The 18,548-nt window shown below is 63.0% G+C and carries 19 protein-coding genes and 1 tRNA gene; 9 read left to right on the top strand and 11 right to left on the bottom strand.

All coding sequences use genetic code 11. The annotated features are described in order from the left end of the window. Position 1: 1 nt before the first annotated feature. Positions 2–2,161, bottom strand: a complete 2,160-nt coding sequence (locus ACE3OO_RS18700; protein ID WP_374305258.1) for a thiamine pyrophosphate-dependent enzyme — start codon at positions 2,159–2,161, stop codon at positions 2–4. Between the two features lie 178 nt (positions 2,162–2,339). Between ACE3OO_RS18700 and ACE3OO_RS18695 the strand changes: the two genes are divergently transcribed. From ACE3OO_RS18695 to ACE3OO_RS18680, 4 genes are all read left to right on the top strand, one after another. Next, positions 2,340–3,386, top strand: coding sequence for a TRAP transporter substrate-binding protein (locus tag ACE3OO_RS18695; protein ID WP_374305256.1), 1,047 nt, complete (start codon positions 2,340–2,342; stop codon positions 3,384–3,386). A gap of 101 nt (positions 3,387–3,487) precedes the next feature. Then, positions 3,488–3,955: a TRAP transporter small permease gene (locus ACE3OO_RS18690; protein WP_374305254.1), complete on the top strand. Its 468-nt coding sequence runs from the start codon at positions 3,488–3,490 to the stop codon at positions 3,953–3,955. A 2-nt stretch (positions 3,956–3,957) separates the two neighbouring features. Then, a complete protein-coding gene (locus ACE3OO_RS18685; protein ID WP_374305252.1) occupies positions 3,958–5,259 on the top strand; it encodes a TRAP transporter large permease in 1,302 nt (433 codons plus the stop codon). A gap of 1 nt (position 5,260) precedes the next feature. After that, the gene (locus ACE3OO_RS18680; RefSeq protein WP_374305250.1) at positions 5,261–5,794 is read left to right on the top strand and encodes a MarR family winged helix-turn-helix transcriptional regulator; all 534 of its coding nucleotides are present in this window, start codon (positions 5,261–5,263) and stop codon (positions 5,792–5,794) included. 15 nt (positions 5,795–5,809) lie between these two features. On the opposite strand, the gene purU is transcribed toward ACE3OO_RS18680, so the two are convergent. Beyond that, the gene (purU, locus tag ACE3OO_RS18675) at positions 5,810–6,676 is read right to left on the bottom strand and encodes a formyltetrahydrofolate deformylase (RefSeq protein WP_374305248.1); all 867 of its coding nucleotides are present in this window, start codon (positions 6,674–6,676) and stop codon (positions 5,810–5,812) included. A gap of 231 nt (positions 6,677–6,907) precedes the next feature. On the opposite strand from purU, the gene ACE3OO_RS18670 reads away from it, so the two are divergent. Further along, positions 6,908–7,645, top strand: coding sequence for a hypothetical protein (locus ACE3OO_RS18670; RefSeq protein WP_374305246.1), 738 nt, complete (start codon positions 6,908–6,910; stop codon positions 7,643–7,645). Between the two features lie 21 nt (positions 7,646–7,666). Here the strand turns inward: ACE3OO_RS18670 and ACE3OO_RS18665 are convergent, their stop codons facing one another. From ACE3OO_RS18665 to ACE3OO_RS18635, 7 genes are all read right to left on the bottom strand, one after another. Further along, positions 7,667–8,101, bottom strand: coding sequence for a hypothetical protein (locus tag ACE3OO_RS18665; RefSeq protein ID WP_374305244.1), 435 nt, complete (start codon positions 8,099–8,101; stop codon positions 7,667–7,669). A 58-nt stretch (positions 8,102–8,159) separates the two neighbouring features. After that, positions 8,160–9,410: a hypothetical protein gene (locus tag ACE3OO_RS18660; RefSeq protein WP_374305242.1), complete on the bottom strand. Its 1,251-nt coding sequence runs from the start codon at positions 9,408–9,410 to the stop codon at positions 8,160–8,162. A 177-nt stretch (positions 9,411–9,587) separates the two neighbouring features. Then, positions 9,588–11,228, bottom strand: coding sequence for an NTP transferase domain-containing protein (locus ACE3OO_RS18655; protein WP_374305240.1), 1,641 nt, complete (start codon positions 11,226–11,228; stop codon positions 9,588–9,590). Between the two features lie 2 nt (positions 11,229–11,230). Next, positions 11,231–11,950 (bottom strand): XdhC family protein, encoded by a 720-nt coding sequence (locus ACE3OO_RS18650; RefSeq protein WP_374305238.1) that lies wholly within the window; start codon positions 11,948–11,950, stop codon positions 11,231–11,233. Then, positions 11,947–12,276 (bottom strand): XdhC family protein, encoded by a 330-nt coding sequence (locus ACE3OO_RS18645; protein ID WP_374305236.1) that lies wholly within the window; start codon positions 12,274–12,276, stop codon positions 11,947–11,949. Before ACE3OO_RS18645 ends, ACE3OO_RS18650 begins: the two co-directional genes overlap by 4 nt. Continuing rightward, a complete protein-coding gene (locus tag ACE3OO_RS18640) occupies positions 12,273–13,508 on the bottom strand; it encodes a VWA domain-containing protein (protein ID WP_374305234.1) in 1,236 nt (411 codons plus the stop codon). Before ACE3OO_RS18640 ends, ACE3OO_RS18645 begins: the two co-directional genes overlap by 4 nt. Before the next feature lie 20 nt (positions 13,509–13,528). Further along, positions 13,529–14,461: an AAA family ATPase gene (locus ACE3OO_RS18635; protein WP_374305231.1), complete on the bottom strand. Its 933-nt coding sequence runs from the start codon at positions 14,459–14,461 to the stop codon at positions 13,529–13,531. A 132-nt stretch (positions 14,462–14,593) separates the two neighbouring features. On the opposite strand from ACE3OO_RS18635, the gene ACE3OO_RS18630 reads away from it, so the two are divergent. Further along, complete coding sequence (locus ACE3OO_RS18630; RefSeq protein ID WP_374305229.1) at positions 14,594–15,082, top strand: ester cyclase; 489 nt, start codon at positions 14,594–14,596, stop codon at positions 15,080–15,082. Positions 15,083–15,085: 3 nt separating this feature from the next. On the opposite strand, the gene ACE3OO_RS18625 is transcribed toward ACE3OO_RS18630, so the two are convergent. Continuing rightward, complete coding sequence (locus ACE3OO_RS18625) at positions 15,086–15,460, bottom strand: hypothetical protein (protein ID WP_374305227.1); 375 nt, start codon at positions 15,458–15,460, stop codon at positions 15,086–15,088. A gap of 137 nt (positions 15,461–15,597) precedes the next feature. Continuing rightward, positions 15,598–15,671, bottom strand: a tRNA-Cys gene (locus ACE3OO_RS18620). Positions 15,672–15,890: 219 nt separating this feature from the next. Between ACE3OO_RS18620 and ACE3OO_RS18615 the strand changes: the two genes are divergently transcribed. The 3 genes from ACE3OO_RS18615 to ACE3OO_RS18605 all read left to right on the top strand — a co-directional run bounded on the left by ACE3OO_RS18615 (position 15,891) and on the right by ACE3OO_RS18605 (position 18,381). Continuing rightward, on the top strand, positions 15,891–16,562 hold the full coding sequence (locus tag ACE3OO_RS18615; protein WP_374305225.1) for a protein-L-isoaspartate O-methyltransferase: 672 nt from the start codon (positions 15,891–15,893) through the stop codon (positions 16,560–16,562). 4 nt (positions 16,563–16,566) lie between these two features. After that, entirely contained in the window at positions 16,567–16,902 is a 336-nt protein-coding gene (locus tag ACE3OO_RS18610; RefSeq protein ID WP_374305223.1) for a rhodanese-like domain-containing protein, read from the top strand. 102 nt (positions 16,903–17,004) lie between these two features. Then, positions 17,005–18,381 (top strand): TolC family outer membrane protein, encoded by a 1,377-nt coding sequence (locus ACE3OO_RS18605; RefSeq protein WP_374305221.1) that lies wholly within the window; start codon positions 17,005–17,007, stop codon positions 18,379–18,381. The last annotated feature ends 167 nt before the right edge of the window (positions 18,382–18,548 follow it).

Below are 18,548 nucleotides of genomic sequence, written 5' to 3'. Positions count from 1 at the left end.
GTCACTCTCCCGCCACCGGCTGCGCGGCCGGGTTTCTGCCGCCGCCGAGCCAGCCGATCACGGCGCGATGGAAACGGTCGTTCAGCCGGTCCCACAGCGTCGGGTTATGCACGATCTCGGTTCTATAGAAAGACGGGCAGAGCACGGCGGCATGAGCCACCTCGCCGCAATGGCCGCAACCAACGCAGCCGCTGTTGACGCTGGCCACCGGATCGGTGCGCAGCGGATCTGGGTTGGGCTTGATGGTCAGCGATGGGCAGCCCGAGAGGCGAATACAGGAATGGTCGCCGGTACAGACGGCATCGTCGATCCCGAAGCGGGTGCGCAGCACGCGCTCGCCGGCTTTCAGGGCCCGGGTCTCGTCGCTGCGCAGGCGGCGCTGGCGCGCCAGCTGGCATTCGCCCTCGGCGATGATCACCTTCAGGCCTTTGCGGGCAGTGGTCAGCGCCTCTTTCAGTGAAGCGGTCATATCTTTCAGGCCATAGGAGCGCAGGCGGCGCACCCATTGCACGCCCAAAGCCTTCAACGTGCTTTCGATATCCGAGCCGCTGGGCTGGCCGTCGACCCGGTTGCCGGCGGAGGAGGGGATATACTGCACGCCGGTCGCGGAGGTATAGCCGTTCTGCATGATCACCAGAACGCCGTCGCCACGGTTGAACAGGGCCGAGGCCACTCCGGACAGCACGCCATTATGCCAGAAGCCGCCATCGCCCATGATGGCAAGCGAGCGCTTGTTCATCAGCGGCCCGACGCCGGCGGCGGATGCCAGCGACATGCCGTAGCCCAGGATGGAATGGCCGACACTGAATGGCGCGAAGGTAGCCAGCGCATGGCAGCCGATATCGGCGGCGATATGCACCTTGCCGATCTCGCGTTCGGCCAGCTTGATCGCCGTGAAGACCGGCCGCTCGGGGCAGCCGGTGCAGAAGGTGGGCGGCCGTTGCGGCAGGGTCGGGCCGATCAGCGCCTGGGCCGTCTTACGGTTCTCCAGCGCCGAGCCGAACACGGCTTCTGCGGTGGACACGTCGATCTGCGGTTGCTCGGCTTTGATGAAGGCCAGTAGCCCGCGCGTCAGTGCCTCGATGGTGTATTCACCGGCTTCGGGCAGCATGCCCTTGCCGTGCAGACGGGTGTTGAGGTCGGCCTTGCGCAGGATGGCATGGATCGCCTGCTCGATATAGTCGGGTGATCCTTCCTCCACCATCAGCACGGCGCGTTTGCTGGCGCAGAAGGCGCTGATCTGCTCGGGCACCAGCGGATAGGTGACGTTGAGCACCAGTGTCGGCACGCGGCTCTGTCCGAAAGCATCGGCCAGCCCCAGGTTCATCAATGCGCGGTTGAGCGCGTTATACAGACCGCCCTGCACGATGATGCCCACGTCGTTCAGGTCACCGGGCATCACTTCGTTCAGGCCGTGATCGAGGATGTATTTTCGTGCCGCCGGCAGGCGCTGCTCCAGCTTCAGCTTCTCCTGCATGAAGGTGGCGGGCGGATGGGCCAGATGATCGTAATTGAAGGCAGACGGACCGGGCAGGCGGCTGTTGCGCGAGACCTTTGCCGCTACATTGGCCTTGGCCGGGAATTCGCCGGTAACATGGCAGGCACGGATGCGCAGTTCCAGCATGACCGGCGTATTGGAGATTTCCGAGAGCGCAAAGCCGTGCTCGACACTGTTGGTGATGGTGGTCAGGTCGGGCCGCGGATCCAGCAGCCACATGGAGGATTTCATCGCATAGGCGTGGCTGCGTTCCTGGATCACGCTGGCGCCCTCGCCATAATCCTCGCCCACCACGATCAACGCGCCGCCGACCACGCCCGCCGAGGCGAGGTTGCTGAGGGCATCGGATGCCACATTGGTGCCGACGATGGCCTTCCAGGTGACGCAGCCGCGTGCTGGATAATTGATCGAGGCGCCGAGCAGGGCCGCAGCCGAGGCTTCGTTGGTGCAGGTCTCCAGATGGATGCCGAGATCGTCGAGAATATCCTGGCTCTGCACCAGCACATCGATCAGGTGCGAAACCGGCGCGCCCTGGTAGCCCCCCACATAGGAAACGCCCGACTGCAGCAGGGCCTTGGTAACGGCGAGAATGCCTTCGCCGCGGAACGTGTCGCCGTCGCCCAGCCGCAACGATTCAATCTCTTTTGCAAAAGAGCGTTCCATGTCGACTCCTCCCGCTGGCGCGGAATGTCCCACCAGCTTCGGCCATGGTCAAGGAAAATAGTTTGGTATCCAACGAAACTATATTTACACCCGCCAACACGCCTGATAGGGTCGGCGGGTAAAACCAAAGGACTGCCGGCATCCAGCACGAGACGGTCCGCTAGCGGAGGAAAATACCATGGCCCTGAAATGCCAGTTCCACACCTATGCCCTTGGCTTCGCCCTCGGCGCCGCCGTTGGCCTGATTGCTGCCGCGCCGGTCGCGCAGGCGCAGGACAAGCCGGTCACGCTGCGTCTGGGCCATTGGCTGCCGCCGTCGCATCCATTGCATCCGGCTTTCGGCGAATGGGGCGCGTCACTGGAGAAGGCAACCAATGGCACGGTGAAGACCCAGATTTTCCCCTCGCAGCAGCTTGGCGCCGCGAAAGACCATTACGACATGGCGCGCGATGGCATCGCCGACATCACCTATGTCAATCCCGGATACACACCCGGCCGTTTTCCGGTGATTGCCGGCAGCGAAATCCCGTTCCTGTTCTCCAACGGCAAGAGCGGCTCGGCTGCGATCGATGCCTGGTATCGTAAATACGCTGAGAAGGAGATGGCAGACGTCAAGGTCTGCATCACTTTCGTGCACGATCCGGGCACCTTCCACAGCAAGGCAAAGATCGCCAAGCCCGATGACCTGAAGGGCCTCAAGATCCGCCCGGGCAATGCCTCGGTGGCGCGCCTGGTCACACTGGCCGGCGGCACCAATGTTCAGGTCACGGCACCGGAAGCGCGTGACGCCCTTGAGCGCGGCCTGGCGGATGCGATCAGCTTCCCCTGGGGTAGTGTGTTCATCTTCGGCTTCGAGAAGGCCGTGAAGTATCATATGGATGCACCGCTCTATATCAGCAACTTCGTGCTGGCCGTGAACAAGGGCACCTACGGCAAACTCTCGGCCAACCAGAAGAAGGCGTTCGACGCGCATTGCACGCCGGAATGGTCTGAGAAGGTGAATACGGGCTGGGCCGAGGCCGAATCGTCGGGCAAGGCCAAGATGCTGGCCCTGCCGGGACACGAGGGTGTGAAGCCCAGCGATTCCGATATTGCCGCCTGGCGCAAGCTGTCGGATGAGATGACCAAGGCCTGGTACGATGACGTCAATAAGGTGGGCGTCAACGGCGAGCAGGCTCTCAACGAGCTGAAGGCTGAACTGAAGAAGCGCAACGCCGCGTTCTGACACTGAGTGGCTGAACGGGGCTGCGACCGGAAAGCGGCCGCAGCCCCGATTTGCATCACGCATGTGCTTGCCGCTAGAGTGCCGGTAGGGGGGATTGTCCGATGAAAACCTTCATCGACAAGGTCGAGCTGATTGCTGGCCTGCTGCTGGGGGCCATCGCCCTCCTGACCTTTGCGGCCGTGATGTTGCGCTGGCTGTTCAATTATGGGCTGCCGGACGCTTTCGATTTTTCCCGCCTGCTGCTCGGCACTGCGATGTTCTGGGGCATCGCGCTGGCCGGCTTTCATAACCGCCACATCCAGGTCGATGGTTTCTGGGAATTGGCGCCGACCTGGGGCAAACGTCTGATCGATATTTTCGCCACTGCGGTCACGCTGGCCTTCATGGCCGTATTCGCCTGGATGCTGGAAGGCAAGGTGACGAGTGTATTCGCCAGCAACGAGCAGACGTTCGATCTGCGCCTGCCGGTCTGGCCGTTCCACGCCGTGGCGGCCTTGGGAATTGCTCTGGCCTCGCTTCTGCTGCTGCTGCGTCTGGTTCGTCTGTTGACCGGCAAAAAAGAGGTATGACCGTGGATCAGGATTTTGTTGCGGTCGGCGGTTTTGTTGTCCTTTTCATTCTCATGGTCCTGCGCGTGCCGGTCGGCGTGGCCATGGGCATTGTCGGAGTCGGCGGTTTCGGCCTGCTGGCAGCCACCAAGCCGGCGTTGAACCTGCTTGCGCAATCGCCGATCCGGGTTGCGACCGATTACGATCTGGCCGTGATCCCGATGTTTATCCTGATGGGAGCCTTTGCAACCGCGGCCGGCATGAGCCGCGAGTTGTTCCGTGCCGGCGAGGCCTGGCTGGGGCATCGCCGAGGCGGTTTGGCGATGGCGACGGTGGCCGCCTGTGCGGGCTTTGCCGCCATCAACGGATCGTCGGTGGCCACGGCGGCCACCATGACGACCGTGACGCTGCCCGAGATGCGACGCTTCGGCTACCACCCGGGAATTTCCACCGGTGTGATTGCCGCGGGCGGCACGCTCGGGATCATGATTCCGCCATCGGTGATCTTCGCCCTTTACGGCATTCTCACCGAACAGGATATCGGCAAGCTGTTTGTTTCGGGCATTCTGCCCGGATTGCTGGCCATCGCGCTCTACATGATCGTGATCCAGACGGTTGGCTGGTTGCGGCCCGACCTGCTGCCACGCGGTCCCAAGGCCAGCTGGCAGGAACGCCTTGCCTCGCTGCGCGATATCTGGGCCACCGTGCTGCTGTTCACCGGCATCGTGGGTGGCCTGTATGGTGGCGTGTTCACGGCCACCGAGGCGGCCGGCTGCGGCGCGGTGGGCGCGCTGCTGATCGGTATTCTGCGCGGCCGGCTCGGCTGGAGCGAGATCAAATCCAGTCTGATCGAAGCCGTCCGCACCTCGGCATCGATCTTCACCATCGTTGTGGGGGCCTTCCTGTTTGGCTATTTCCTGGTGATTACCCAGACGCCGCAGAGGGTGAGCGACTTCCTCACCGGCCTGCCGGTCGGGCCCTATGGCGTCCTGGTGCTGATCCTGATCATGTATCTGGTTCTCGGCGCATTGATGGATGAGCTTGCCATCATCCTGGTGACTGTGCCGATCATCTATCCGGTGATGATGCAACTCGGTTTCGATCCGATCTGGTTTGGCGTCATCATCGTCATGGTCACGACCCTGGGCATGGTGATGCCGCCGGTCGGGATCAATGTTTTTGTCATCAACTCGATTGCCCGCGACGTCAGCCTGTGGCAAATCTACAAGGGCGTCATGCCTTTTATCCTTGTGGATCTGATCCGCCTTGCCCTGCTTGTATTGTTTCCAGCCATCGCGCTGTATCTGCCAAGCCATATGAACTGAGATGGCGCGCGCTCCCCGCAATCCGTCTCCGGCAAAAGGCGAAAAGCCCGCCGGCAACCGCAAGGTCGACCGCAAGATCGATCGCGGCCCGTTATCCGGCTATTACGGTTATGCCCTGCGCATTGCGCAGGTTGCGGTGTTTGAGAATTTCGCCGGCGTGGTCGGCAAGCTGGCAGACCGCATGGGGGAATTGACGCCGGGGCGCTTCAGCCTCCTGACCCTGCTGAAGGCCAATCCGGGCATCAATCAGACGGCGCTCAGCCGCGCGGTGGGTCTGGACAAGTCCACGTTGACGCCGGCCCTGGACCAACTGGAGCGCAAGGGCCTGATCCTGCGCGAACGCACGCCGGAAGATCGCCGCACCTATGCCTTGCGCCTGACCACAGAGGGCGAGGCTTTCCTGGCCGAACTGACCCGCAAGGTGGAGCAGCACGAGAAGAACATCGTCGCGATGCTCAGCCCGGCGGAACGTGCCACCCTGATCCGCCTGCTCAAGAAGGTGGCCAAAAGCCTCGGCAGCGAGGCGATTGAATAGGCCGCTCGCGCGGCCTCAGCCGCGGAACACCACGGTCTTGTTGCCGTTCGGGAAAATGCGGTGTTCGACGTGGTATTTCACCGCACGCGCCAGCACCAGGCTTTCGATATCGCGGCCGGTGGCGGCGAGCTGATCGGGCGAATAGCTGTGGTCCACGCGAGCCACTTCCTGCTCGATGATCGGGCCTTCATCCAGATCCTCGGTCACGTAATGCGCCGTGGCGCCGATCAGTTTCACGCCGCGCTGATGCGCCTGGTGATAGGGCTTGGCGCCCTTGAAGCTGGGCAGGAAGGAGTGATGGATATTGATGATGCGGCCGGCAAAGGCACGTGACAATTCGGGTGACAGAACCTGCATGTAGCGGGCCAGTACGATCAGGTCGATGCGTTCCTGTTCGATCAGGTCGCGCAGCATCTTTTCCTGCCGCGCCTTGCTGGCCGGGGTCACCGGCCAGTGGTGATAGGGAATGTCGTGCGCGGCGGCGCGCTGATACCAGTCGCGGTGGTTCGACACGATGGCCGGAATCTCCACCGGCAGGGCGCCGATGGAATAGCGGTAAAGCAGGTCGTTCAGGCAATGGCCGAATTTCGACACCATGATCAGAACGCGAGGGCGTACGCGTTCGTCATGGATGCCCCAGGTCATGTTGAATGGAGCGGCGATGGGTGAGAAGGCGGCACGGATTTCTTCCACCGGTCGGCTTTGGCCATCGGGCCCGGTCTGCAGGTCCTCGATGCAGACGCGCATGAAGAACAGACCGGTCTCGCCATCGCCGAACTGGGCGGATTCGCGAATATTGAAACGGTTGGCGGCGAGGAAACCGGAAACAGCCGCGACGATGCCGGGACGGTCGGTGCAGGACAGGGTAAGGATCAGGCTCATGGCAGATGCTGCAAGGGCGGGGCAGGGTGCAAGGAAGGGCGGCACTCTAGCGGCGCGGCGGCTACCACGCAACGTGAGGGTTAATAAAGCGTATCTGCGTTCCCGGCGACGCGCCAAGAATTGCCTCGCATCCGCCCGGCGGCCCCTTTAAGCTGCGGCCAGCAGGAACGGATTCGGCTATAGGCCAGACAAAATACGATGATCACCCGAGGTCCGGATTTTCTCCGTCAGATGTCCAACCGGCTGTTTGATGCCCTGGTTCAGGGTGCCGAACAGCAGGCACAGAAGGCGCCATTCACGATTGAAACGCTGCGGCAGTTGATCGAGGCAATGAAGACTGCGCCGGATTACGATCATTATTACCGCGCGTCTTACGACGCCCTGATGAAGGTGATCGAGGAGGACGAGCGCAAGGGCGCCCGGGTCAATGCCTTCGGCCGCCTGCTGGTGCATCCGCTGGATACCCTGTTCGCCGAGGACAAGCTGGATCGCCGGCTGATCGGCAATTACTTCTTTTTCGTGCGCTCGCTGTTCGGCGACGAGGTCGACGTGATGGCGGAAGAGGCGGCCAGTATCGCCGAGGAACTGCGCGTCGCCGGCGGCGGTCCGCTCGACTGGGCGGAATACTATGCCGATACCCGCGTCAAGCAGCTCTATTTCAAGGTGGCTGCACGCGTGATGAAATCGTTCCGCGTTTTCGAGACGCGGAAGGAATGGGCGATGAAGGTGATGCAGCACGACCCGACCGCGGTCGGCATCTCATCGAACGTCTATATCGAACGCCCCTTCGAGGGGCAGGCCCTGCCATTCGGCGAGCGCGAATTCTATCTTTTCTTCGATGGCCTGATCCGGCCGCTGGCCAAGCTGTCGTCCGAGGATGCCGCCCTGTTCAAGACGGCTACCGGCGAGGATGCGGCGAAACTGGCCGGCAATTTCCTACGCGAACTGGACCATTACGGCCCGTTCTGATTTTCCGGATTCTCGTTCGGCCTAATTGGAATTGGCCGGCTCGCGATGATCGAGCTTGGCCGCGAATTGCTCGAACAGCTCGCTGACGCAGCGCGCCACGGTGCGCTGGTGGTTGTCGTTCAACTGGTCGGCGGCACGCATGCACATATCGGCGAACTTGCGTGCCAGCACCACGGCATCGCGGTTGCTTTCCTGGCGGATGTCGTCAAACACGCTGACAATGAAGTCGCGGGTCTGGTTGCTTTCATGATGAGAAACCGGCCGTTCGCCCATCAGCGAATCCAGCATCGCATTGAAGGTCTGCGACGTATCGATGGCGATGCTCGCCAGGATCTTCTCGATCCGCTCGTTATCCTTGGATGAAACCTGCTTCTTGACCTGCGGGGCAGCGCCAGCGCGGATTTCCGTCACCTGGCTCTCGGTCTGGTTGGGTTTTGGGCTGGAGCGGTTCCACATGGCGCGACCTGCTGTCGAAAAGGGTGAATGGGAGTAATGGGAACGAGCCGTCGCTGGCTCAGTTCACCACTTCGCGCGACGCGCGGATCATATTGTCGATATGCCAACCCTGGAACAGGCGGATGCCGGCGGCCAGACCGGCGCGCATCGCCTCTTCGGTCTCGCAGCGCGCCATGATGACGCGGTTGGGATCGGTTTCGGCAATCTTGCTGGCCAGTTCCTTGTCGATCCAGTCTTCGTGGCGGTCCTTGAAATAGAACAGCTTGACGAAGTCGGCTTTCAACTCCTTGCGGCCGAACAGCTGCAGCAGATCGGGCGTGATGCCGTCGATCAGGATGCGATAGCCGGAATTATGCAGGAATTCGCAGGCCAGCAGGTACTCGTTGTAATCCCAGAACACATCGTAGCGCTGCATCTCGATGATGATCTGTTCCTTCTTCACGATATTGCCGATGCGGCTGTCAAAATCGCGGAAGGTGTCGCTCAGGATGGTGCTGACATTCAGGTTGATGCTGAACGGCCCGCTGTTGCGCGTCACATAGCCATCCAGTAGGGCGCGGAACACGCGGGTATCCAGCGTGCGGGTCAGGTGATGGAACAGCGAACGCGCGCCGCGCAGGTTCACGGTTGGCGCAATCGCCTGGCGCAGTTCGTTCACGCCGACGAAGATTTCCTGGAAGATCGGCTTGGGTGGCTGGTTGCCGAAGCATAGCGTCACCGGCTGGCGCTTCATGAAGGTCGAGACGTCGGCCTTCTTGAGGATGTCGTCGATCTGCTGCAACGCGCCGGGCGTCAGCGGTGCGCCATCGCCTGTGGCGGCCGCCGTGCCTGCTTTGGCGAGCAGGCGTTTGCGCCGCTCGGAGAAAACGCGGAAGCGCTGCTGGATGTTGTCGACCAGCTCCTGCAGTTCCTCGAACTGACTGTCGAAGCGATACCAGCGGACGGCGTTTTCCGCCTCTTCCGGGGTCAGGCCAATGGCGACATTGTTGCGGGTCAGGATGTCGTCGATTTCCAGAACCAGCTTCTCGAAGGTCTGATCGAAAAAACGCTCCGACAGGCGCACGAACATCACGATTGAATAATCGTGCAACGTGTAGAACGAACCCTCGTATTTCGACATCAACGACCGGATCGAATGCACCACGATATTGTAGCTTTCGCGGTTGCGTTCGAAGGTCTTGGGATTGACGAACTGAATCACCGCCGCCAGACGCCCGCCGAAAATCTTACCGCGCGCGAGGCGGTCGAAGTCGGTGAACATCTTCTCGTCGTCATACGACGGCTGGTTTTGGTTGATAGCCTCACTCATCGAAAACGGTCGCTTTCTCCGGTAACGGTCGTGGAGAGGGCGGCAACCTGCCGATTAGCTGTGTTTTTGCCCCCGCGGCACAACCACTATGGCAAATTCCCGCACGCGGAAAAAGCCAGATAGCATGGTTAATAGGCCGGCTGTGGATAATATTCGATTAAGCTCAAGGGCTTGAAATCAGGCTTTACCACTTTGTCGTGCCGCCAGCATGGCCGGGGTATCGTAATCGTGAAGGATGCCCGGGTTGTCGACCGGAACCTCGCAAACCCACTCGGCGTGGGGGCCAAACAGGCTGCGGGCGCCGGCATCGCCTTCCAGCCGCATCAGATCCGGCAGGAATTGCAGCCCCCACAACGTCGGGTTGCCGCGTTTGCCGCCCTGGACCGGCAGGCAGATGGCGCGGCCTTCCACCGGATTAAAGGCAGCGATCAGCTTTTCCAGCACCTCGGGCGCCACATCGGGCATGTCACCCAGGCAGACCAGCACGCCATCGATTCCCTGGGGAAGAGCACTCAGCCCCGCCCTGAGCGAGGAAGCCAGCCCCTCGGCATAGGCCGGATTATGCACCGCCTGCACACCGGCACCCGCGGCCTGGCACACGGCTTCGGCCTGATGTCCGGTCACCAGCAAGACCGGGCGGGCCGAGGACGCCAGGGTATTCTCCACCACATGGCGGATGACCGGCTTGCCGTCCAGGTCGGCCAGCAGCTTGTGTCCGTCACCAAACCGGCGTGACAGGCCGGCCGCCAGGATCACGGCCGCAATGCGCGGCCGGCGCGGTGCCGCAGAGCCTGTGGCGGGCGTATCGTGCGGCCCCTGATCGCGAGGCATGGGACGGCTGGGGATTTCCTTCAGCAGGCCGCCACCACCCATCTGCATGATGTCGCGCCGGCCGATCTCCAGCCCGGCGCACAGGCGTTGCAGCACCCAGTCGAAGCCATTGAGTTTGGGCGAACGGGCACAGCCGGGCACGCCCACCACCGGGATCGCCTCATGGCGGCCCAGCATCAACAGGTTGCCGGGATCGACCGGCATGCCGAAATGCAGTACCTCGCCGCCGGCCCGGGTCAATCCGGCCGGTACCACGTCGTGACGATCCACGGTGGCCGAGGCGCCAAACACCAGGATCGGCGAGCAGCCGGCGGTTTTCAGGCCGGCGATGGCGGCCGCCACATCGGCCTCGGTATGGGCCACGATCCGGGTTTCGGCGATACGACTCCCCAGCAGGGCAAGGCGCTGGGCCACGGCGGATTCGGTTTTCGCCAGTACACTGTCCTTGCTGTCGGCCACGCGGGTCAGCACAAGGCCAACGCGACGCGGGGTAAAGGACGCCACCTGAACCAATGGCGGCTGGCCGTGCAGCGTCGTTTCGGCGCGTTCGATCACAGCCCGTGGCGCAGCGAAGGGTATGATCTTCACGGTCGCAAGCATCTGCCCGGCCTCGACCATCTCATAATCGGCAAGGCAGGCCACGGTGAGGGCTTCGTCCAGCTCGTTCAGCGCATCCAGCCGAGCCCGATCGACACGCACCAGGCCGGCCGCATCGGCATAAAGATTGGCCCGGCCGGTAAAGGCCGCGGCGACACGCGCCTGCGGACCGGCAATGGCCGTGGCGATACGGCGGGCGGCTTCATCCTCCGGCATGTCGGTCTCGTCCAGCCGCGCGATATAGATTTCGCGATGTCCGGCCTGCGCGAGAGCATCGATATCCGCCGCGTTCAGCACGCGGCCTTTCTTGAAACGCTCGCTGCCGGCGCTGATGCTGTGGCCAAGGATGCCGCCGGTTGCCTCACGCACCGGCACGGGACCGAAAAACATGCTCAGGCCGTGGCCGTTACGGTGGCCGGTACGGGCTGCCGTAAGGCCGCCGTCATCTGCGCCAGGATCGATATGGCGATTTCCGCCGGCGACTTGGCGCCGATGCTCAGGCCCACCGGACCATGGATGCGGGCGAAATCGTCGGGGCCGAAGCCGGCGGCGGTCAGGCGTTCCAGCCGCGAGGCATGGGTCTTCTTGCTGCCCAGCGCGCCGATATAGAATACATCGGATTTCAGCGCCGACATCAGCGCCGGATCGTCGATTTTCGGATCATGTGTCAGCGTCACGACGGCGGTGCGCAGATCGGGCTTCATCTGCGCCATGGCCTCGTCGGGCCAGTCATTGGAAAGCGTCACGCCGGGAAATCGTTCGGGCGAACCGAAGGCGCTGCGCGGATCGATCACCGCCACGTCATAACCGGTCAGTTGCGCCATGGGCACCAGGGCCTGGGCAATATGCACGGCACCCACCAGGATCAGCCGCAGCGGCGGATTGAACACGTTGAGGAAGAGGGGACCCTGTTCGGTTTCCACTGTGCGCGCCTTGTCTTCCAGCAGGGCGGCGCGCGCCGCCTCGCCGATGCGCGGGTCGATGTCTTTCAGGCCCTTCTTGCCATAGAGATACAGCAGGCGCTGCTCGCCGGTCTTGAGGAAGGTGGCGAGCACCACGGGCCGCTTTTCGGCGCGGTCCTGCTGCAGCTGTTCGAGGATTTCCTGTTTCATCCTTCCAGCCGTTCGACAAAGATCTGGATCTTGCCGCCGCAGGCCAGTCCCACTTCCCAGGCCTGGGCATCGCTCACGCCGAAATCCAGCATGCGCGGCTTGCCGTCGGCGATGGCATCCAGCGCCTCGGTCACCACCGCGCCCTCGATGCAGCCGCCCGAGACCGAGCCGATGAACTTGCCTTCGTCGTCCACCGCCAGCTGGCTGCCCACGGGGCGCGGTGCCGAGCCCCAGGTGGTCACCACGGTTGCCAGTGCCACGCCTTTGCCAGCGCGCTTCCAGTCCAGGGCGGTGCCCAGCACGTCATCAGTCGGATCAGCGCTCATGCGGCCATCCTCGCGAGATTGGGTTTCAGCCGGTTGCCTGCATCGCTGGCATGACTCAGCGCGGCGGCCAGATCGGCAATGGAACTAAGATTGTGAACCGGACGGAAATCGTCAACCTGGGGCAGGATGGCACGGATGCCGGCCGCCTTGGGTTCGAAACCATCCCAGCGCAGCAGGGGGTTGAGCCAGATCAGGCGGCGGCAGGATTTGTGCAGCCGCTCGATCTCGCGCGCCAGGCCCTTGCCGCCTTCGCGGTCCAGTCCGTCGGTCAGCAGCAGCACGATGGCGCCCTGGCCCAGCACACGGCGCGACCACAGCCGGTTAAATTCCTCCAGCGTCGCACCGATCCGCGTGCCGCCGGACCAGTCCGGGACTTTCTCGCTAACAGCGGCCAGCGCCTTGTCAACATCGCGCTGACGCAGCAGGCGGCTGATATTGGTCAATCGCGTGCCGAACAGGAAGCTGTGCACGCGCGCGCGGTCGTTGGTCAGGGCATGCATGAAATGCAGGAACATGCGGCTGTACTGGCTCATCGAGCCGGAAATATCGCACAGCACCACCAGGGGCGGCGGCCGTTGCGCCGGACTCTTGCGCTTGAGCGGAATGATCGCGCCGCCGGTGCGCATGGAGGCTTGAAGGCTGGCGCGCAGGTCGATGCGGTGACCGCGATCGTCGGGCTTCAGGCGCCGCACACGCTGCGGCTGGAACGGCCATTCGATCCGCGCCAGCGCTTTTTTCGCCTGCTCCAGTTCCTCGGCCGACATTTCGGCGAAGTCCTTCCTCTGCAGCAATTCATCGGCCGAGAAGGTGAGCGTGGCGTCGATCTCCACTTCCTTCGGCTCGCCAGCCGGTTTGCTCTCGCCACGACCGGGTAGCAGGGCCTGCCGCAGGCGTTGCGAGGTGGCGCTTTTCTTAGGTTCCGCCGTGCCCTCGGCTTCGGGCAACAGCAGGCTCATCATGCGTTCCAGGATCTTCGGATCGCGCCAGAAGATATGGAAAGCCTGGTCGAACAGTTCGCGCTGGTCGCGACGGTTCACCAGCACTGAGAACAGCGTCCAGTACAGATCGTCGCGCCTCCGGATGCCGGCTGCTTCCACCGCGCGCACCGCGTCGATGGCCTTGCCAGGACCAAGCCGCAGGCCAGAGGCGCGCAACAGCCGCACGAAATGCACGATGTTTTCGGCAAAGGCGCCGCCCTGGTCGCCGGTCGGTGGAGCGGGCAGCATCGTCATGGCGCGTTCGTCGCTGCTGCTCAGGCGCCCAGCGCCGCCATGTCCTGCTGCACCTGGCGCAGGATGGCCGCAGCTTCCGAGCCTTTCATCTTGGCGATGTCGTCCTGGTATTTCAGCAGGACGCCCAAGGTATTGTCGATCGTCTCGGGGTCGAGCGCCACCTTGTCGAGGAAAGCCAGCGCGCGGGTCCAGTCGATGGTCTCGGCCACGCCGGGCAGCTTGAACAGTTCGGTTTCCCGCAGATGCTGCACGAAGGCGACGATCTCGCGGCTCAGGCGCTGCGGCGCGCCGGGCACCTTGCGCTGCAGGATCGACAGTTCGCGTTCGGCGCTGGGATAATCCACCCAGTAATACAGGCAGCGGCGTTTCAACGCGTCGTGGATTTCGCGCGTGCGGTTGGAGGTGATGATCACGATAGGCGGCTCGGGGGCTTTCACTGTGCCGACTTCGGGGATGGTGATCTGGAAGTCGGACAGCACTTCCAGCAGGTATGCCTCGAAAGGCTCATCCGTGCGGTCGAGTTCGTCGATCAGCAACACCGGCGCACCGTTCGGATCGGGCTTCAATGCCTGCAGCAGCGGTCGTTCGATCAGGAAGTCGGCGCTGAACAGGTCATGGCTCAGGCTGCCCTTGTCGCCTTCGCCGGTGGCTTCGGCCAGGCGGATTTCCAGCATCTGGCGCGGATAGTTCCACTCGTAGACGGCCGAGGCGAGGTCGAGGCCCTCGTAGCATTGCAGGCGCACCAGCCGGCGGTTCAGCGTGGCGGCCAGCACCTTGGCGATTTCGGTCTTGCCGACACCGGCCTCGCCTTCGAGAAACAGCGGCCGGCCCATTTTCAGGGCCAGGAACAACGTGGTGGCCAGTGAGCGGTCGGCCACGTAATCGCCTCGGCCCAGCAGGGCTTCGACATCGTCAATGGAAGCGGGCAGGGCGGACATGGTCTGTGCGGTCATGATGACAATCTAGGGCGGGAGAGAGGAAAATCATGCCCGGTTAACGCCGGCCGAACAAGGCATGCCGAAGAATACATGGCTGTCACAGCGGCGAGGTCTGCTGCGTCTGGATGGTGTCCTGAGGAGGGCATCATGAACCAGCCTGTTTCGCACCATCCCAACCAGTCGATGCTGTTCCGGCATCTGGCCGCCGAGAATGCCCATGACATGGCGGCAACCCTGGCGACCATCCATCCCGATTGCGTGTTTCGCGACATGGCCACCGGGCAGGTCTTTCCCGGCCTCGCCGGTGCCGAGCGGCATTACCGCCAATGGTGGGATGCCTTCGGAAATGTGGTGGAGCGTTCGGCCCTGGGCAGTGCGCACTGGATCGATGGCGATACCTATGTGGCCGAGCCCCAGTATGTCGGCCGGCATGTCGGGCCATTCCTCGGGCTGGCGGCCACCGGCCGCAGCTTTACGCTGCCTTTCGTGGTGTTTGTGCGGTTCCGCGACGGGTTGTTTGTGGAGGAAAGGTTCTATTACGACCTGGCCACGCTGCTGCGGCAGTTGGGCCAAGACCGGATCGATGCCGCCGCCCTCCAGGCGGCGCAGGCTTACGCCCTGGGCGGGGCGGCCTGAAGCTCAGCGGGCAAGGATGGTGTAGCCGCGTTCGATTACGCGCTTGGCGGCCTCGAAGGCATGCACCATCTCGTCGTTCGCCTCGCGCGCGGCCTTAAGCCGGGCGATATCTTCCGGCGAGGGATTGGCGATGCCTGAGAGTTCGAGGGCGATTTTGACATAGCGCGCGCGCGCTTCGGCCACCCGCACGGCAAAAGCCATGAAGGATTCCCGGGTGAGTTCGGGAACCGCTTTCCGCATTACCTCACGGTTGGCGCTGAATATGCCCATCTCGATTTCTTCGAGGAATTTCTGCAACTTGCGCGCGGACTCACGGTCGAGCATGTCCTTGCTCACGAAATGGTCGACCTTGTCCTTGCCGTACCCGATGATTTTCATCGTCGCCTCCTGCCGCGAGTCGCGGCCTTTCAATAAGATAGGGGGCAAATGACGGGTATAGAAGAGGGGGCAATTGCTAGGGCAGGCCTTTGGCCTGGCCTGGCGGGGCGTTGAAAGGGAGATTTTTGTCGGGAAATTGGAGGTCCGGGCCGGAATTGAACCGGCGTACGCGGATTTGCAGTCCGCTGCGTCACCACTCCGCCACCGGACCTCGAGAACGCGCCCCTTACTAAGGGTTTCGGCCCTGCGGGGTCAAGGGCTTCCCCCCGGTTGACGGGGCCTCCGGGCCGGCGTGACGCCGATCACCCGGCGAGCCGGTTATGATCGCTAACCCATAATACGAGCATTGTTTTTGCGGCATTGCAGCATTATAAACGGCGCCTGTATTCATCCCGTATCATACCCGCGTTCCAGCCCGGATTCCGACCCCATGGCCCAAGCCGACCGCCACTTCGCCGAAGCGCGCCGCCAGATGGTGCTGACCCAGCTCCGCCCCAACAAGGTGATCGACGAGCAGTTGATCGCCGCCATGGCGGCCCTGCCGCGGGAACAATTCGTTCCCAAGGCGTATCGTGGCGTGGCCTATATGGACGAGGACGTGGCGGTAGCCCCTGGCCGCTACCTGATGGAACCGATGGTTCTGGCCCGTCTGCTGCAGGAAGCCGAAATCCAGTCCGGCGAGGTCGCCTTGGTGGTGGGAAGCAGCACTGGCTACGAGCTGGGCGTCCTGGCCCGCCTGTGCAGCACCGTGATTGGCCTGGAAGCCGATTCCGCCCTAGCCCAGCAGGCCGGCCAGACCTTGCAGGCCCTGGGGATCGACAATACCGCCATTGTCGAGGGCACGCTGAAGGATGGTCTCGCCAAGCAGGGCCCCTTCAATGTGATCCTTCTGGCTGGCGCGGTGCCGGAAATCCCTGCCGGCCTGCTGGCGCAATTGGCCGATGGTGGCCGTCTTGTCGGCGTGGTGCGTCCTGCTGGCGCCCCGATCGGTCAGGCTGTTCTGGTCAAGCGCAGCGGCGATCTGTTTCCGCAGCGGGTTTTGTTTGATGCCGGCACGCCGACGCTGCCTGGTTTCGAACGACCGGCCGGCTTTGTGTTCTGAGCTGATGTCCCAAATCGAACAACCTGTCGAAATCGATGTTGCCGAACTCAGTGCCTGGCACCGGGCCGGCCGCGATGTCGTCGTGCTCGATGTACGGGAAGACTGGGAATTGGCGACGGTTGCGCTTGATGGCGCCCGCCACATCCCGATGCGGCAGGTGCCCGAGCGTATCGGCGAGTTGCCTGTCGACAAGCCGCTGGTGGTGATGTGCCATCATGGTGGCCGAAGCCGGCAGGTGACCGCCTGGCTGCGGCAGAACGGATTTTCGCAGGCGATCAATCTCGCCGGCGGCATTCATGCCTGGGCGGAGCAGATCGATCCGTCGCTGGCGACGTATTGAGTGGCGTATCCAAGAAAAACCAAAAAGCAAGAATTCAGGGAATACGATCGGGCTCGACGCGGCATAACGGGGTGAATGGATAAATAAGGACAGGTGGGCGTAATGAGCTTCAAATCTGCTTTGCTGGCTTCGGCCCTGGCGCTGGGATGCGTCGCCGTTGTGCAGCCTGCCACGGCGCAATCTCTCTCGGATGCGTTGAGCGCGGCCTATAACAATAATCCGACCTTGCTGGCGGCGCGGGCCTCCCTGCGCGCGACCGATGAAGGCGTGCCGCAGGCACTGTCCGGCTGGCGCCCGACTGTGAGCGTCACGGGTGAAGTCGGTCGACTGACCCAGGATTATCGCCAGACTTCGTCTTCAACGCCCGATGCCGTGATCACGCCGCGCACGCTGCAGCTTTCCGTGGCGCAGCCGCTGTATCGTGGCGGCCGCACGGAGTCGGCCACCGAAGCCGCTGAAGCACTGGTACTCGCTGGCCGTCAGGATCTGGCCAGCACCGAACGTCGCGTATTGCTCGATGCCGTCACGGCCTACATGGATGTGGTGCAGAATCAGGCTGTGCTGGACCTCAACCGCAATAACGAGGAAGTGCTGCGCCGCCAGCTGGAGGCGACCCGTGAGCGCTTCCGCGTGGGCGAAATCACCCGCACCGACGTTGCCCAGGCGGAATCGCGCCTGAGCCGCGCCACGGCTGACCGCATCTCGGCCGAAGGCGCATTGATCTCGTCGCGTGCCGTGCTGGCCCGTGTGATGGGCGAAACGCCCGGCACGCTGGTACAGCCGCCGCCGCTGCCGCAACTGCCCGCCAATGAAGAAGAGGCGCTGGCGATTGCCTATGAAGACAACCCCGATCTGCTCGGCGCGCGTTTCCGCGAGGTGGCGGCCAAGCATGACGTGCGCACGATTTCCGGTTCGCTGCTGCCGACTGTGTCGCTGAATGGCACCGCCACCAAGGCGGATGAGACCACGACCAGCCATGTCGATTATGAATCCGCCAAGATTGCGCTGTCGGTGACGGTGCCGCTGTATGAATCCGGTTCGGTCTACAGCCAGACACGTCAACGCAAGCAGACCCATAACCAGCGTCGCATCCAGGTCGAGGAACAGCGCCGCAGCGTGCGCCAGTCGGTGACGCAATCCTGGGAAAACCTCAGCACCGCGCGGTCCAACATCACGGCGCGCCGTGCGCAGGTCGAGGCCGCCCGCATCGCTCTGGAAGGCGTGCAGCAGGAAGCCGAGGTCGGTTCGCGTACCACCCTGGACGTGCTGGATCAGGAGCAGGAATATCTCGATGCCCGGGTGGCCGAAGTCCGCGCCCGCCGTGACGAATATGTGGCCGGCTATACCCTGCTGTCGTCCGTTGGCCGTCTCGGCGCGCGTCAGCTCGCGCTTCCGGTCGAGTATTACGACCCCGAGACCAACTACAAGCGGGTGCGTGACAAGTGGTTCGGCACGGATGGCGGCCTGACGGCCGATTAACCGCCGTTCGAGCCCGGATTTTGTTGCGAATCGGGCGAAAAACGTAACCGGGCCGGGAATTTGGGGAAAAATCCCTTAACCCAGGTTAACAGTTCGGTTATCTTTGCTGCGCATACCATTGACCGATGATTCGGCGTTGGCTTGCGTCGTTGCGATGGCCGTTCGTC

This window comes from Ferrovibrio sp. (assembly GCF_041906005.1).
Lineage (GTDB): Bacteria > Pseudomonadota > Alphaproteobacteria > Ferrovibrionales > Ferrovibrionaceae > Ferrovibrio.
Note: the sequence above shows the minus strand (reverse complement) of the source record. Positions and strands in the feature narration are given on the sequence as shown.

Bases quoted from the DNA above. Each gene is read 5' to 3' on its own strand.
- ACE3OO_RS18625 (WP_374305227.1), bottom strand. From the start codon at position 15,460: ATGAAAATCATCGGGTACGGCAAGGACAAGGTCGACCATTTCGTGAGC.
- ACE3OO_RS18690 (WP_374305254.1), top strand. From the start codon at position 3,488: ATGAAAACCTTCATCGACAAGGTCGAGCTGATTGCTGGCCTGCTGCTG.
- ACE3OO_RS18650 (WP_374305238.1), bottom strand. From the start codon at position 11,950: ATGAAACAGGAAATCCTCGAACAGCTGCAGCAGGACCGCGCCGAAAAG.
- ACE3OO_RS18695 (WP_374305256.1), top strand. From the start codon at position 2,340: ATGGCCCTGAAATGCCAGTTCCACACCTATGCCCTTGGCTTCGCCCTC.
- ACE3OO_RS18680 (WP_374305250.1), top strand. From the start codon at position 5,261: ATGGCGCGCGCTCCCCGCAATCCGTCTCCGGCAAAAGGCGAAAAGCCC.
- ACE3OO_RS18655 (WP_374305240.1), bottom strand. From the start codon at position 11,228: ATGTTTTTCGGTCCCGTGCCGGTGCGTGAGGCAACCGGCGGCATCCTT.
- ACE3OO_RS18640 (WP_374305234.1), bottom strand. From the start codon at position 13,508: ATGACGATGCTGCCCGCTCCACCGACCGGCGACCAGGGCGGCGCCTTT.
- ACE3OO_RS18615 (WP_374305225.1), top strand. From the start codon at position 15,891: ATGGCCCAAGCCGACCGCCACTTCGCCGAAGCGCGCCGCCAGATGGTG.
- purU (WP_374305248.1), bottom strand. From the start codon at position 6,676: ATGAGCCTGATCCTTACCCTGTCCTGCACCGACCGTCCCGGCATCGTC.
- ACE3OO_RS18605 (WP_374305221.1), top strand. From the start codon at position 17,005: ATGAGCTTCAAATCTGCTTTGCTGGCTTCGGCCCTGGCGCTGGGATGC.
- ACE3OO_RS18665 (WP_374305244.1), bottom strand. From the start codon at position 8,101: ATGTGGAACCGCTCCAGCCCAAAACCCAACCAGACCGAGAGCCAGGTG.
- ACE3OO_RS18630 (WP_374305229.1), top strand. From the start codon at position 14,594: ATGAACCAGCCTGTTTCGCACCATCCCAACCAGTCGATGCTGTTCCGG.
- ACE3OO_RS18660 (WP_374305242.1), bottom strand. From the start codon at position 9,410: ATGAGTGAGGCTATCAACCAAAACCAGCCGTCGTATGACGACGAGAAG.
- ACE3OO_RS18700 (WP_374305258.1), bottom strand. From the start codon at position 2,161: ATGGAACGCTCTTTTGCAAAAGAGATTGAATCGTTGCGGCTGGGCGAC.
- ACE3OO_RS18670 (WP_374305246.1), top strand. From the start codon at position 6,908: ATGTCCAACCGGCTGTTTGATGCCCTGGTTCAGGGTGCCGAACAGCAG.
- ACE3OO_RS18610 (WP_374305223.1), top strand. From the start codon at position 16,567: ATGTCCCAAATCGAACAACCTGTCGAAATCGATGTTGCCGAACTCAGT.
- ACE3OO_RS18635 (WP_374305231.1), bottom strand. From the start codon at position 14,461: ATGACCGCACAGACCATGTCCGCCCTGCCCGCTTCCATTGACGATGTC.
- ACE3OO_RS18645 (WP_374305236.1), bottom strand. From the start codon at position 12,276: ATGAGCGCTGATCCGACTGATGACGTGCTGGGCACCGCCCTGGACTGG.